Annotated in this window: 18 protein-coding genes; 2 read left to right on the forward strand and 16 right to left on the reverse strand. The window is 58.2% G+C overall.

From position 1 onward, the window contains the following. Positions 1-85: 85 nt before the first annotated feature. Entirely contained in the window at positions 86-403 is a 318-nt protein-coding gene (locus QZF50_RS19320; protein WP_001183287.1) for an RpiB/LacA/LacB family sugar-phosphate isomerase, read from the forward strand. A gap of 68 nt (positions 404-471) precedes the next feature. Next, positions 472-801, forward strand: coding sequence for a DDRRRQL repeat protein YjdP (gene yjdP, locus QZF50_RS19325; RefSeq protein ID WP_000819746.1), 330 nt, complete (start codon positions 472-474; stop codon positions 799-801). A 146-nt stretch (positions 802-947) separates the two neighbouring features. On the opposite strand, the gene phnP is transcribed toward yjdP, so the two are convergent. The 16 genes from phnP to QZF50_RS19405 form a co-directional block, all read right to left on the reverse strand. Beyond that, the gene (gene phnP / locus QZF50_RS19330; RefSeq protein ID WP_000059927.1) at positions 948-1,706 is read right to left on the reverse strand and encodes a phosphonate metabolism protein PhnP; all 759 of its coding nucleotides are present in this window, start codon (positions 1,704-1,706) and stop codon (positions 948-950) included. Between the two features lies 1 nt (position 1,707). Further along, positions 1,708-2,142: an aminoalkylphosphonate N-acetyltransferase gene (phnO, locus tag QZF50_RS19335; protein ID WP_001110494.1), complete on the reverse strand. Its 435-nt coding sequence runs from the start codon at positions 2,140-2,142 to the stop codon at positions 1,708-1,710. Further along, the gene (gene phnN, locus QZF50_RS19340; RefSeq protein WP_000971891.1) at positions 2,129-2,686 is read right to left on the reverse strand and encodes a ribose 1,5-bisphosphokinase; all 558 of its coding nucleotides are present in this window, start codon (positions 2,684-2,686) and stop codon (positions 2,129-2,131) included. The genes phnO and phnN overlap by 14 nt, the downstream gene beginning before the upstream one ends. Beyond that, the gene (gene phnM / locus QZF50_RS19345; RefSeq protein ID WP_000586301.1) at positions 2,686-3,822 is read right to left on the reverse strand and encodes an alpha-D-ribose 1-methylphosphonate 5-triphosphate diphosphatase; all 1,137 of its coding nucleotides are present in this window, start codon (positions 3,820-3,822) and stop codon (positions 2,686-2,688) included. Before phnM ends, phnN begins: the two co-directional genes overlap by 1 nt. Beyond that, a complete protein-coding gene (gene phnL, locus QZF50_RS19350) occupies positions 3,819-4,499 on the reverse strand; it encodes a phosphonate C-P lyase system protein PhnL (protein WP_000611404.1) in 681 nt (226 codons plus the stop codon). Before phnL ends, phnM begins: the two co-directional genes overlap by 4 nt. Before the next feature lie 110 nt (positions 4,500-4,609). Next, positions 4,610-5,368 carry a phosphonate C-P lyase system protein PhnK gene (gene phnK, locus QZF50_RS19355; protein ID WP_001039799.1) on the reverse strand — a complete coding sequence of 253 codons (759 nt, stop codon included), beginning with the start codon at positions 5,366-5,368 and terminating at the stop codon, positions 4,610-4,612. After that, positions 5,365-6,210 carry an alpha-D-ribose 1-methylphosphonate 5-phosphate C-P-lyase PhnJ gene (gene phnJ / locus QZF50_RS19360; protein WP_000002299.1) on the reverse strand — a complete coding sequence of 282 codons (846 nt, stop codon included), beginning with the start codon at positions 6,208-6,210 and terminating at the stop codon, positions 5,365-5,367. The genes phnK and phnJ overlap by 4 nt, the downstream gene beginning before the upstream one ends. Then, positions 6,203-7,267, reverse strand: a complete 1,065-nt coding sequence (phnI, locus tag QZF50_RS19365) for an alpha-D-ribose 1-methylphosphonate 5-triphosphate synthase subunit PhnI (RefSeq protein ID WP_001331312.1) — start codon at positions 7,265-7,267, stop codon at positions 6,203-6,205. Before phnI ends, phnJ begins: the two co-directional genes overlap by 8 nt. Beyond that, a complete protein-coding gene (gene phnH / locus QZF50_RS19370; RefSeq protein WP_000171588.1) occupies positions 7,267-7,851 on the reverse strand; it encodes a phosphonate C-P lyase system protein PhnH in 585 nt (194 codons plus the stop codon). Before phnH ends, phnI begins: the two co-directional genes overlap by 1 nt. After that, positions 7,848-8,300, reverse strand: a complete 453-nt coding sequence (gene phnG, locus QZF50_RS19375; RefSeq protein ID WP_000542796.1) for a phosphonate C-P lyase system protein PhnG — start codon at positions 8,298-8,300, stop codon at positions 7,848-7,850. Before phnG ends, phnH begins: the two co-directional genes overlap by 4 nt. Continuing rightward, positions 8,301-9,026: a phosphonate metabolism transcriptional regulator PhnF gene (gene phnF / locus QZF50_RS19380; RefSeq protein ID WP_001301447.1), complete on the reverse strand. Its 726-nt coding sequence runs from the start codon at positions 9,024-9,026 to the stop codon at positions 8,301-8,303. A 20-nt stretch (positions 9,027-9,046) separates the two neighbouring features. Further along, positions 9,047-9,826 (reverse strand): phosphonate ABC transporter, permease protein PhnE, encoded by a 780-nt coding sequence (gene phnE / locus QZF50_RS19385; RefSeq protein ID WP_001193500.1) that lies wholly within the window; start codon positions 9,824-9,826, stop codon positions 9,047-9,049. A 60-nt stretch (positions 9,827-9,886) separates the two neighbouring features. Next, positions 9,887-10,903, reverse strand: coding sequence for a phosphonate ABC transporter substrate-binding protein (gene phnD, locus QZF50_RS19390; protein WP_000992002.1), 1,017 nt, complete (start codon positions 10,901-10,903; stop codon positions 9,887-9,889). Positions 10,904-10,927: 24 nt separating this feature from the next. Next, the gene (gene phnC / locus QZF50_RS19395; protein WP_001193391.1) at positions 10,928-11,716 is read right to left on the reverse strand and encodes a phosphonate ABC transporter ATP-binding protein; all 789 of its coding nucleotides are present in this window, start codon (positions 11,714-11,716) and stop codon (positions 10,928-10,930) included. A 132-nt stretch (positions 11,717-11,848) separates the two neighbouring features. Continuing rightward, positions 11,849-12,292, reverse strand: coding sequence for a VOC family metalloprotein YjdN (gene yjdN, locus QZF50_RS19400; protein ID WP_001131322.1), 444 nt, complete (start codon positions 12,290-12,292; stop codon positions 11,849-11,851). 159 nt (positions 12,293-12,451) lie between these two features. Next, positions 12,452-12,787, reverse strand: coding sequence for a zinc ribbon domain-containing protein YjdM (locus QZF50_RS19405; RefSeq protein WP_001300891.1), 336 nt, complete (start codon positions 12,785-12,787; stop codon positions 12,452-12,454). Positions 12,788-12,985 lie beyond the last annotated feature (198 nt).

Genomic DNA, 12,985 nt, shown 5'->3' on the forward strand with positions numbered 1-12,985 from the left:
TTTATTATCTCTGTAAATAATATGAGGTGTTTTATATATTTATTATATATATTGTACTTCGGCAAATACTGAGCACAATTTATCAATGCAACCGGTGTTTCTTTTTAAAAAACGTACCGGAGCAATGGGCGGTCATGTCGCTGGCACCGCAGGATTCTGCGTTGCTGTGCCAGCCTTTTATTCATGGTCAATGAGTGAGGTGATTGATAAAGACACCAGGTCGTCAGAGCGCACTGATTATCCGCATTATGCCAGTGAAGTTGCACTGGCTTTTGGTTCACGAGTGGTTGGCCTCGAACTGGCAAAAATGATTGTGGATGCGTGGCTGGGCGCACAGTACGAAGGCGGTCGTCATCAACAACGCGTGGAGGCGATTACGGCAATAGAGCAGCGGAGAAATTGAGATTCATCCACTACTTGCATGGATGAGTAATGATTAATGTGGATAGAGTTTCTTTTTGAGGTTGGCTAATGAAACGCTTTCCGCTATTTCTTTTATTCACCCTGCTCACGCTGTCCACCGTTCCGGCCCAGGCTGATATTATCGACGATACTATTGGTAATATTCAGCAGGCGATTAATGACGCTTATAACCCTGACCGTGGGCGAGACTATGAAGATTCGCGCGACGACGGCTGGCAGCGTGAAGTGAGCGACGATCGGCGCAGACAATATGACGACCGCCGCCGCCAGTTTGAAGATCGCCGCAGGCAGCTGGACGATCGCCAGCGCCAGCTTGATCAGGAGCGTCGGCAACTGGAGGATGAAGAGCGGAGAATGGAAGATGAGTATGGGCGATGAGGTTGGGTATGGAGCAGGCATCGCCCCTCACCCCAATGGGGAGAGGGAGAAAACGAGCGCAATATTCAATATCGAGCACAATCGGTCCCCTCGCCCCTCTGGGGAGAGGGTTAGGGTGAGGGGGCCAGCGCGCACATTCCCTCTCATCACGCCACCCCAATCTCCATCCCATCAAACCCCACCTCAAACCCTGACGGTAGTGCGTTTTCCATCAGCCACGCATCAAACTGGTGGCTGATATGGGTCAGAATCACCTGTGGCGAGCGGATAACCTGATTCAGCGCAAGCACGGTATTTAAATCATAGTGATTACGCGGTGCATCCGCGCGCGGCGGGTGACTGCAATCAATCACCATCACCTGCGGATGATTATTGAGTAAAAATTTCAGCGTTTTTTCCGGCAGGCCAGCGGTGTCAGACAGCCACGCCACCCGGCTATGTGCCGTTTCCAGCAGATAACCGAAGGTCAGTTTTGAGTGGTTAAGCGGCAGCGGCGTGACCTGCAACCCCTGCAAATCAAACACCACAAACGGTTCCACTGTGTGGCTGAAATCAAGCAGGCCCGGATGTTTAAACAGATCGTCGCAGCCCTGTTCATCCGGCGGGCCGTAGACCGGGATCACATCGCCCACGCCCCAGCGTAGCGGAAATAGCCCCTGGACGTGATCCATATGGTAGTGCGTCAGCAAAAACTGCTGGAACGATCCAGGCGACCAGCGATCGGTGAGATCGTGCCGCCCGGCGTCGATCAGGGTGATCGCGTCGTTAAACTTCACTACGCCGCTGCATGGCTGGCGGCGATACTGCGGCGAGCGCCGCGCTCTGGCGCAGGCCGCGCACTCGCAGCCCCATGCCGGAACGCCCTGTGCGCCGCCAGTGCCGGTGAGCGTGAGGGTCAGGCTCATGTTACAGCGCCTTGGTGAAGCGGAAGTGGCTCTGCTCGTAGCCTTCACGCAGGTAAAAACGGTGTGCGTTGTGGCGCTTCACGTTGGTGGAAAGCTCGGTCATTTCGGCCCCGGCCTGGCGGGCTTCTTCTTCTGCCCATGCCAGTAATTTACTGCCGACGTTCAGACCGCGCGCCTGCGGCATCACCACCAGTTCTTGAATTTCGCCGATCCAGTTGACATGATGCAGATGAAACTGCAAATGCAGGCCGATCATGCCGACAACTTCGCCATCCAGCAGCGCCAGATGGTAGCGCATGTTTGGGTCGCGCAGGTTGGCGTTAAAGCCCACGCGAAACGCATGGTGGTCAAACTCCGCCTGTTTTAGCTCACAAATCAGCGCGTAAACCGCGTCGGTATCGTACTGCGTGGCCGGGCGAAGCTCACAAGCAGGCATGGTGTTTCTCCTTCTGATGGATCAGCGTCAGCAGCGTGTCGACCGACTGGCGCAGGCTGCCGTCATTGTTGAGCGTATGGCAATCCTGTGGAGTATAGCGGGCGGCGCGCGCCAGGCGGGCGTTAATTTCACTGGCGTTTTCACGGCCACGGTTTTCCAGGCGCTGGCGCAGGATCTCCGGCGAAACCTGTAAACAGACGGGCAGCAGCGCCGATTGATAGCGCGCCCGTGCCTGCGGCAAATGCGCGCGTGAACCGTTGACGACTACGTCGAATCCAGCGTGCAGCCAGAGGTCAATCTCGATGCCGACGCCATAATACAGACCGTTAGCGTGCCAGCTTAAGGCCAGCAGGTTTTGCCCCGCGCGGGTAAAAAACTCCCGCTCACTCAGGGCGATATGGTTTTCACTTCCGGCGCTGGCGTCGCGCGTGATGTAGCGATGCGCCACCAGTAACTGCGTTTGTTCCCGCAGGCGGAGTTCCGCCAGCAGGCTGTCTTTCCCGGAGCCGGACGGCCCCATTAACCAAATCAGTTTTCCCATCATCAGAACACCCTTTTACCCTGACGCCAGACGTGGTCGATATGAATGTGATTGCCCTGGCGATGCGCCAGCACCAGGTCAGCGCGTTTACCCTCGCCAATCACCCCGCGATCCTGAAGATTCAGCGCCTGCGCCGGATTTTTGGTCACCAGCCTCACCGCCTGCGGTAGCGTAAAGCGGTTGCTCTCGTCATCGGCGACGCGGAACGCCGCATCCAGCAGGCTGGCGGGGTAGTAGTCGGAAGAGAGGATATCCAGCAGACCAAGCTGCGCCAGTTCACTGGCCGCCACATTGCCGGAGTGCGAGCCGCCACGCACGATATTTGGCGCACCCATCAGCACGTTCATGCCATGCTTACGCGAGGCTTCCGCCGCTTCGAACGTGGTGGGAAATTCGGCGATCACGCTGCCAAGTTGGTGGGATTCGGCAACGTGGGCGTGTGTGGCGTCATCGTGGCTGGCGAGCGCAATTTGTCGCGCGCGGCACAGGGCGGCGATGGATTCGCGATTCGGCTGCGACCAGCGTGCGGCGAGCGCCAATTGCTCTTCTTCGTACTGCTGCATCTGCGCATCGGTGAGGGAGTATTTGCCCTGATAATATTCGCGATACTTCTCGCGGTTAGCGAACTGGCGCTGGCCCGGTGAGTGGTCCATCAGCGACACCAGCGTCACCGGTTCGCGCTGAACCAGTTTTTCAAACAGCGGCAGTGTGGTGTGATGCGGCAGTTCGCAGCGCAGGTGCAGGCGGTGCTCGGCGCGGTTGACGCCGCGTTTCTGCGTCTCTTCGATGGTGTTGATCATCTTCTCCAGATTCTCCAGCCGATCGCCGCCGTCGCGCACGTCGCCAATCGCCACCGCGTCCAGCACGGTGGTGATGCCGCTTGCCACCATCAGCGCGTCGTGGCTGCTCATCGCCGAATGGGCGGGCCAGTCGACTTTCGGGCGCGGGGTGAAGAATTTATCGAGGTTGTCGGTATGCAGCTCAATCAGGCCGGGTAGTAGCCAGCCACCTTCGCCGTCCATCGCTTCTGGCAGGCGGCTCTGGCTTTCGGCAAAGGCGCGGATTTCGCCATCCTGCACCTCCAGCGAACCGTGTACCACTTCGTTTTCCAGCACCAGTTTGACGTTATTGATAATCATGCAGAGGCTCCCATTGGGTGCAAGCGGTCGGCGACGTCATTACGTACGGCTTCGTCATGGAAGATGCCGACGATGGCCGCGCCACGGGTTTTGGCTTCGCGAATCAGCTCGACTACGGCGGCGCTGTTTTTGGCGTCCAGCGAGGCGGTAGGTTCGTCGAGCAGCAGAATGGGGTAGTCGACGATAAAGCCGCGGGCGATGTTGACGCGCTGCTGTTCGCCACCGGAAAAGGTTGATGGCGCCAGGTGCCACAGGCGTTCCGGCACGTTCAGGCGGGTGAGCAGACGCGCGGCTTTAGCGGCGCAGGCTTCACGCGGAACGCCGGTATCGAGCAGCGGCTGCATCACCACTTCCAGTGCTGAAATACGCGGGATGACGCGCAGAAACTGGCTCACCCAGCCGACGGTGGTTTTGCGGATCTCCACCACTTTGCGGGCTGGCGCGGTGACCAGGTCTACCCACTCGTCACCGTGTTTGATCTGGATTTGACCTTCATCGGGCAGATAGTTGGCGTACAGCGAGCGCAGCAGGGTTGATTTGCCGCTGCCGGAGTGACCGTGGAGCACCACGCATTCGCCCGCGTTGACGGTGAGCGAGGCGCGGTTGAGGACGGGCAGGCGCACGCCGTTTTGCTGGTGCAGGATGAAGGTTTTACTGACGTTTTGTACGTTAATCATTTTTCGCCTCGTGGTTCGGGTGTCGGATGCGACGCTGACGCGTCTTATCCGACCTACGGGGAGCGCATTTGTAGGCCGGATAAGGCGTTTACGCCGCATCCGGCACCGGCTCAATTCTGCAAAACCGATGACACCAGCAGCTGTGTATACGGATGATGCGGGTCGTCGAGCACGCGGTCGGTTAACCCACTCTCCACCACTTGCCCCTGCTTCATCACCAGCAAACGGTCCGCCAGCAGGCGGGCAACGCCTAAATCATGGGTGACAATCACCACCGCCAGGTTCAGCTCCACCACCAGGCCGCGCAGCAGGTCGAGCAGGCGGGCCTGCACCGACACATCCAGCCCGCCGGTCGGTTCATCCATAAACACCAGCTTCGGATGCGTCACCAGGTTGCGGGCAATCTGCAAACGTTGCTGCATGCCGCCGGAAAAGGTGGTCGGCAGGTCGTCGATCCGGTTGGCGGGAATTTCCACCTCTTCCAGCCACTTCTGCGCGGTGGCGCGAATGTCGCCGTAATGACGCGCCCCGGTCGCCATCAGCCGCTCGCCGATATTGCCGCCTGCCGAGACCTGACGGCGCAGGCCGTCGAGTGGATGCTGATGCACTACGCCCCATTCGGTGCGCAGCAGGCGACGGCGGTCGGCCTCGCTCATTGCATACAGCGAACGGTTCTCGTAGTGAATCTCCCCCTGCTGCGGCGTCAGACGCGCGGAGATCGACTTCAGCAGCGTGGTCTTCCCGGAGCCGGATTCTCCGACAATGCCCAGCACTTCTCCCGGCCATAAATCAAAAGAGACATCGCTAAAGCCTTTGCCCGGCGCGTAAAGGTGGGTCAGGTTATTGACCGAAAGTAACGGTTTATTCATTGGCTTTTCGCCTCGCTCTGTTGGCGGCAATAATCGGTATCGGAGCAGACAAACATGCGGTTTCCGGCGTCATCCAGCACCACTTCATCAAGATAGCTGTGGGTCGATCCGCAGATGGCGCATGGCTCATCCCACTGCTGAACGGTGAACGGGTGATCGTCGAAATCGAGACTTTCCACGCGGGTAAACGGCGGCACCGCATAGATGCGCTTCTCGCGCCCCGCGCCGAACAGTTGCAGGGCGGGCATCATGTCCATTTTCGGGTTATCGAATTTCGGGATCGGCGACGGGTCCATTACGTAGCGCCCGTTAACCTTCACCGGATAGGCGTAGGTAGTGGCGATATGACCGAAGCGGGCAATATCTTCATACAGTTTCACCTGCATCACGCCGTACTCCTCCAGCGCGTGCATGGTGCGGGTTTCCGTTTCGCGCGGCTCGATAAAGCGCAGCGGCTCGGGGATTGGCACCTGGAAAATAACTATCTGATCTTCGGTGAGCGGCGTTTCGGGGATGCGATGGCGCGTCTGGATAAGCGTCGCATCGTCCGTCCGTTCAGTGGTGTTTACCCCGGTCACGCGCTTAAAGAAGTTGCGGATCGACACGGCGTTGGTGGTGTCGTCTGCGCCCTGGTCAATCACCTTCAGCACGTCGCTTTCGCCAATCACGCTGGCGGTGAGCTGTATGCCGCCGGTTCCCCAGCCGTATGGCATCGGCATCTCGCGCCCGCCAAACGGCACCTGATAGCCGGGGATCGCCACCGCTTTTAAGATGGCGCGGCGGATCATGCGTTTGGTCTGCTCGTCGAGGTACGCAAAGTTGTAGCCGCTCAGATTAGCCATGGTTCTGCTCCTGTTGCAGACGTTTGAGTAGCTCCAGTTCGGCCTGGAAATCGACGTAGTGCGGGAGTTTCAGGTGCGAGACAAAGCCTGCGGCTTCGACATTGTCGGCATGCGCCAGCACGAACTCTTCATCCTGCGCCGGGCCTGTCGCGTGCTCGCCGTACTCTGGAGCCTGCAACGCACGATCGACCAGCGCCATTGCCATCGCTTTGCGCTCGCTCATGCCGAACACCAGCCCGTAGCCGCGCGTGAAGTGCGGCCGCTCACCCGGCGGGTCGATAAAACCGTTGACCATTTCACACTCGGTCATCAGCAGTTCGCCGACGTTCACCGCAAATCCCAGCTCTTCCGGCACAATCGATACGTCGATATAGCCGCTGCGGATCTCGCCTGCGAACGGGTGGTTGCGACCGTAGCCGCGTTGGGTGGAGTAGGCCAGCGCCAGCAAATAGCCTTCGTCGCCGCGCATCAACTGCTGTAAACGGGAGGAGCGTGAGCAGGGGTAAACCGGCGGCGTGCGGGTGATGTCATCCGGCTGTGCGCCGCTATCCTCTTCAAACTTCGCCAGCCCCTGACGCGCCAGCAGGCTGAAAACGTGCGGCGACGGCTGTTGTTCGCTGTGGGCGGTGGTCAGCGTCGGCGCTTCGCCGTTTGCCAGCAGGGTGAAATCGAGCAGGCGATGGGTGTAGTCGTAGGTTGGGCCAAGCAACTGGCCGCCGGGAATATCTTTATAAACCGCTGAAATACGCCGTTCGAGACGCATCTCCGTGGTGTCGAGCGGCTCGCTTACCGCGAGCTTCGCCAGCGTGGTGCGGTAGGCGCGCAGCAGGAAAATTGCTTCGACGTTATCGCCGCTGGCCTGTTTCAGCGCCAGCGCCGCCAGTTCGCGGTCGGCAATGCCGCCTTCGGTCATCACGCGATCTACTGCGAGGTTAAGCTGCTGTTCAATCTGGGCGACGCTCAGTTCAGGCAAATCGGTATCGCCCCGGCGTCGGCTCTCTTGCAGGGCGTGGGCGGCATCGATCGCCTTTTCGCCCCCTTTCACGGCAACGTACATCAGCACACCTCCACATGCGTGGTTCGCGGAATAGCCAGCAGGCGCTCGCCGCAGGTCAGGATCAGGTCGATGCCGAGCGGGAACGGGTGCGGGCGCTCGGTGAGTTCGTACAGAATGCACTCCGGCAGCTGCGGGGCGATCATTCGTTCTTCGGCAATGCCCGCGCCGGTGAGACGTAACATGCGTCCGCCGCTCAGGCTGGCGACCTGTAAAATCAGCGTTGCACCCGCTTCCGGCGCAACGGCGGTGCCGGTGGACAGGGCGTTAAGCTGTTCGCTGGAAATCGCCTCATCCGTTACCGCGAAGGTCGCCTGTTCCGGCTGGCTGACCAGCGGCGCGTTGGTATGAAAACGCAGGCTCTGGCTGACGATGTCGTTACTCAATGGCGCGGAAAGCCACACCGGCGTGTCGTTATCGGCCAGCGTCAGCAGCACGCTGGTGGTGGCGATATTCAGCGGCTGCCAGCCGCGTTTGAGCTGATGCAGGGCGACAATCACGCCCGGCTCGCTCATGGCCTTTAACAGGCGACGAAAACTGTGCTGGGCATCCTGCACAGGAAGAATAAAAGCGGTTTCCAGGGTCATGCGTTATCTCCGCGAACCATCGTAAAGAAGTCGACCCGGCTGGCGTTCACTTCGGCCTGGCGTGCGGCAATGCGTGCCATACGGTCAGCGTCCAGCGGGGCAATAAGAGTTTCTGATAAGTTTTGAAAGTGGCGAGATTGCTGCATCAGCGCGTCAATCAGCGCGCAGCGTTCGGCGTGCTGTTTGTCGCGCCCCAGCACCCAGCTGTAGCCGAGCGTGCCGTCAGTCAGGCGTACGGCGGCGCGGGTCAGCGTGGCGTCGCCGGCAAAAAAGCGTTCGCCGGTACCGCCCATTCGCGCCTGAATCTGCACCAGGCCAGTTTCGGCAGTGCGGATCACTTCATAGTCGGCGGTGATGTTCAGCGCGTTCAGGCGGGCTGCCAGTTCAGCCGGTTGGCTGTGCGCCAGTACGGACATCCAGTGCTGGCGGGTCGCGGTATCTGCGTGCATTCAGTGCTCCATAGTGAATTCAATCATGTCGGCGCGCGTCAGGCTGACGGAGTACTCCGCCGGGCTGCTTTCACCGTCACGGTGGTTAAGGGTGCGCACGCACAGCAGCGGCGACATATTCGGGATTTCAAGGCGCTGGCACTCTTTGGCCTGGGCGCGGCGGGCGCTGATCCGCGTCTGGCTGCGGCGCAGCGCAATTCCGGTTTGCTCGCGCAGAAAATCGTGCAGCGAACCGCTGTCGAAACGTTGCAGTGTCGGCCAGAGGGTGAGGTCCGCAAAGTAGTGGTCGATTAAACAGAGCGCGATGCCGTTGACCCGGCGCAGGGTGCGCAGGTGGATGACGTTCTCCCCCTCGGTTATCCCCAGCGCGTCAGCGACGTGACCAGATGCCGGGCGCAGCACCGACAGCAGTTTTTCGCTGGTGGGATGGCTGCCCTGATCCAGCAGGTTCTGGCTAAAACGCGCCTGGGCGTTGAGCGGGTAATCGAACGGGCGCATCAGCACCAGCACGCCGACGCCCTGACGGCGCTGTACCCAGCCTTTTTCCACCAGTTGGTCGATGGCGCGGCGCAGGGTGTGGCGATTTACCTCAAAGCGCGCCGCCAGCTGCTGCTCGGCGGGAAGATAGTCGCCGCAGCGATAGTGTTGACGAAGCTCCTGCTCAAGTTTTGCGGCTATCTCCTGATAGCGTGTTGGGTAGCTGGTCGGATGTGTAGACAAGTGCATAGATATCAATGCCTCGCTTATCAGATAAAGTGCTTACGCAACCGTTGAGAGAGGAAATCCAGCAGGCTGACCGTGACGATGATAAGCACCATCAGGGCGCAGGTTTGCTGGAACTGGAAACCGCGAATCGCTTCCCACAGGGTGACGCCGATCCCGCCTGCGCCGACCATGCCGACGACGGTCGCCGAGCGGACGTTGGATTCGAAGCGATAGAGGGAGTAGGAGATCAGCAGCGGCATCACCTGTGGCAGCACGCCGTAGAGGATCTCTTCGAGCTTGTTGGCACCGGTGGCGCGAATGCCTTCCACCGGGCCGGGTTCAATCGCTTCCACCGCCTCGGAAAGCAGCTTGGAGAGCACGCCGGTGGTGTGGATAAATAGCGCCAGCACGCCAGCGAACGGTCCGAGACCGACGGCGACCACGAACAGCATGGCGAAGACCATTTCGTTAATGGCGCGGCAGGCGTCCATCAGGCGGCGAACGGGCTGGTAAACCCACCACGGCACCAGGTTTTCGGCGCTCATCAGGCCAAAGGGGATGGAGAGAACCACCGCCAGCGCGGTGCCCCAGACGGCGATTTGCAGCGTGACGGCCATTTCGGTGAGGTAATCCTGCCACTGGCTGAAATCGGGCGGGAAGAAGTCGGCAGCGAAGGTTGCCATGTTGCCGCCGTCTTTAATCAGCGTAAGCGGGGCCATTTCCGCGCCCTGCCACGAGACGACCAGCACGGCGAGAACAACGGCCCAGCTCAGAAGCGAGAACCAGCTACGCTTGGGTGGGGCGATGGTGATGGTTTGCATGTTTGGCTCCGTTTAATGTTTTCTCCCTCTCCCTGTGGGAGAGGGGACCGATCGAGCACATTACTGCACCGCTTTACTCACCGAACTCATCGCGCTTAACGCGTTGTTCAGGCGGTCCAGGTCATCCAGCTGCGCCTGAATCTCGGTGGTTTTCGCCAGCTTGTCCTGCTCATTCAGTCCTTTATTGCTTTTTACGCCCTGCATCTCTTTAAACAGTGCGAGCTGGCGAATCGGCACCAGTTGCAGGTCGCTGGAGGCGCGGAACGGGGCCCAGCCCAGGCGTTCCAGCACCGCTTTCTCTTCCGGCGTTTTTCCGTAGTTCATAAAGAAGTCGTAGATCTTGTCTTTGGTGGTTTCGGAGAGATTCTTGCGCCAGACGATCGGATCGCCTGGGATCAGCGGCGACTTCCAGATCACCTTCAGTTCTTTCAGCTTCTCTGGCGCGGAGGTTTTCAGCTTGTCGAGGTTTTCGGTGTTGTTGGTGGCAACATCCACCTGCTTGTTGGCGACGGCCAGCGCGTTAGTTTCATGCCCAGCGTTGACGGTGCGCTTAAAGTCGCTGGCGGAGATATTGTTTTTGGCAAAGACGTAGTAACCGGGGACGAGGAAGCCAGAGGTGGAGTTAGGATCGCCATTGCCGAAGGTGAGATCTTTCCGCTTCGCCAGCAGATCGTTCAGGTTGTTGATCGGGCTGTCTTTGTTGACGATCAACACGCTCCAGTAACCCGGCGATCCATCCGCCGCGACCGTCTGGGCAAAGACCTGGCCGTTGGCGCGATCCACCGCTTCCATTGCCGACAGGTTGCCGTACCAGGCGATATCCACTTTATTGAAGCGCATTCCCTGGATAATGCCTGCGTAGTCTGGGGCAAAGAAGGCGTTCACCTTCACGCCCAGCTTCTTCTCCATATCCTGTAAGAATGGCGTCCATTGCGGTTTCAGGTTTTGCTGTGATTCCGTTGAAATAATGCCGAAATTCAGCGCCTTTTCCTGCTCTTCGGCGTGTGCCGGGCTTAACAGGGTGCTGAGGCTGAACATGCTGGTGAAGGCCAGCGAGGCAATTATCTTAGCGTTCATTCGTTTTCCTCAATGATGGGGATGTCAGGCAGCTTTCGCGTTCTCTTCGATGCGATTAATGCTGCGGTAGAGATGGTCAAAACGTTCGTTATCAAACTGTTGGCTGCTGCCGTCGTAGAAAACGTGCCCCTGGCGCAGGGCGACGATGCGTTCGCAGTAGCGCAGGGCGTAATCCACCTGATGTAGCGTGACGACCACGGTGATGCCGTCGTTCTGGTTGATGTCGCGCAGGGTGTCCATCACGATGCGGGCGGATTCCGGGTCCAGCGAGGCGATGGGTTCATCGGCCAGAATCACCTTCGCCTGCTGCATCAGCGCGCGGGCAATCGCCACACGCTGCTGCTGTCCGCCGGAGAGGGTGGAAACGCGCTGATGGGCAAAATGCACCATGCCAACGCGGGTCAGCGCCTGTAACGCGCGCTGTTTCTGCTCGCCGGTGAACCAGCTAAAACAGGTGCGCCAGAACGGCGTGCTGCCGAGCGCGCCAATCAGCACGTTCTCCAGTACGCTCAGGCGGTTCACCAGGTTGAATTGTTGGAAGATGTAGCCGGTGTTGGCGCGGCTTTTGCGGATATCGCGCGCCAGACGGCCTTCGCGCTGGACTGTGCGGCCCAGCAGCTCGATATGGCTGCCGGCGGATTTATCGCCGGTAATCAAACCGCTTAAGTGACGTAAAAGGGTGGATTTGCCGGAACCCGACGGCCCAAGCAGAGCCACCATTTCACCGTGATGAATGTTCAGATCAACCGCATGCAGCGCCTGATGCTGATTGAAGGTTTTGGCGAGCTTCTCGACACGGATAATCGTTTGCATGATGCAGCCTCCCTAAAAAAGTGGCTCCATCGTGGCGGATTATTGTGACGATTTGGTTAATTAAAAGTGACTAACAGATGAAGAGTTAACGGGAATTCGATGACAGTGCGGGAGGGCGGGCCTCCCGGCGGATTATTGCGTTGGTTGTTGTTTGACGACATTAATCATCCACGGTACGCCAAATTTATCGGTGACTTTGCCAAAGCCATGCGCCCAGAAAGTTTCCTGCCAGGCCATTTCGATTTTTCCGTTAGCGGCAAGATTGTCAAACCAGCGTTTTCCTTCTTCGACCTGTTGCGAATCGAGCACCAGCGTAAAGCCGGAGTAGCTGGCTTTTCCTGACGGCATGGCATCGCTCATCATGATGTCGCTTCCGGCAATGCGCACGTTGGCATGAGCGATGGCGGTATCGGGAAATTGCATTCCGGAAGGGCAGTTCTCGGCGCTGTCCTGCGCTGATTTTGGCATTTCGCCGAAGCTGATTTTATAGAGCAGTTCAGCGCCCAACGTACGTTGATAATAAGCAATTGCGTCGGCACAGTTACCGGCAAAAGAGAGGTAGGGACTTAACGGCATGATGGTGACCTCAGTTAAGAGAAGCCAGTTAAGTGTAGTTCGAAATTTATACAGATGAGAGGGAAGCCTGATAAGACGCGGTCAGCGTCGCATCAGGCAGTCGGCATCGTTGCCGGATGCGGCGCGAGCGCCTTATCCGGCTTACCGATCACAATACAATCAGTTCTTTTTCACAAACTCAGATTTCAGTTTCATCGGACCAAAACCGTCGATTTTGCAATCGATGTTATGGTCGCCTTCAACCAGGCGGATGTTTTTCACTTTGGTGCCAATTTTCAGCATCGAAGAGCTACCTTTCACCTTCAGATCTTTAATGATGGTAACGCTGTCGCCGTCAGCCAGCAGATTGCCGTTAGCATCTTTAACGATCAGCTCGTCGCTTTCCTGTGCAGGTTCTGCGTCGTTCCATTCGTAGGCACATTCCGGGCAGATGTACATGCCGTTATCTTCGTAAGTGTATTCGGAGTTGCATTTTGGGCAGTGTGGTAATGACATGTGGATTTCCTCAAAAGTCAGCAGGGCAAAAGCGCCAAAAAACGGCAGATTGCCGAAAAAGGCCGCAATTATACACAAAATCCCTGAGTTTGTCGGGGGTACTGCTGATTTTAGACGACGATCGTTTTCATTTGAAAGGAAACGCAAAAAGAAAATAATCTTTTTGCCTCTATTTATTATTTAAGATAATGTTAATGC

Origin of the sequence: uncultured Escherichia sp., assembly GCF_948475835.1 — a bacterium.
Classification (GTDB): domain Bacteria; phylum Pseudomonadota; class Gammaproteobacteria; order Enterobacterales; family Enterobacteriaceae; genus ECMA0423.